General features: G+C 68.2%; 1 protein-coding gene. It reads left to right on the forward strand.

Going from position 1 to position 645, the window contains the following annotated elements:
* A partial coding sequence (locus ACYVDE_RS25375) for a TPM domain-containing protein (protein ID WP_460504287.1) occupies positions 1–645 on the forward strand: 645 nt, incomplete at both ends.

Below are 645 nucleotides of genomic sequence, written 5' to 3' on the forward strand. Positions count from 1 at the left end.
CGCCGCGGCCCAAACCCTGCCCCCGCGCCCCAACCCGCCCCGCCTCGTCAACGACCTGGCCGGGCTGATGCAGCCCACCGAAGCCGACGCGCTGGAGCGCAAGCTCGTGGCCTACGACGACAGCACGTCGTCGCAGATTGCCGTCGTCACGGTGAACAGCCTCGACGGCAACAACATTGCCGACTACGCCCAGCAGCTCTACGAAAGCTGGGGCATCGGCCGCAAGGGCAAGAACAACGGCATTCTGGTGCTGGTGGCCAAGCAGGAGCATCAGGCCCGTATCCAGACCGGCTACGGCCTCGAAGGCGCCGTGCCCGACGCCCTGGCCAAGCGCATCATCAGCAACACGCTGGTGCCCGCCTTCCAGCAAAATCAGTACTACGCCGGCCTCGACCGCGGCACCGACCAGCTCATTGCCCTCGCCAAAGGCGAATACAAAGCCGACCCGGCCGATGCCCGGCCCCAGGGGCGGCGCGACAGCTCCGGCTCGGGCCTGCCCTTCTGGGTTATTATCATCGTGCTCATCATCGTGTTCACCATGCTGCGCAACCGCGGCGGGGGCGGCGGCCGCAACCGTGGCGGCTTCGGGGGTGGCTTCGTCCCGCCCATCATCTTCGGTGGTGGGGGCTTCGGCGGCGGTGGTGG

The sequence above is a fragment of the Hymenobacter agri genome, from assembly GCF_054778495.1.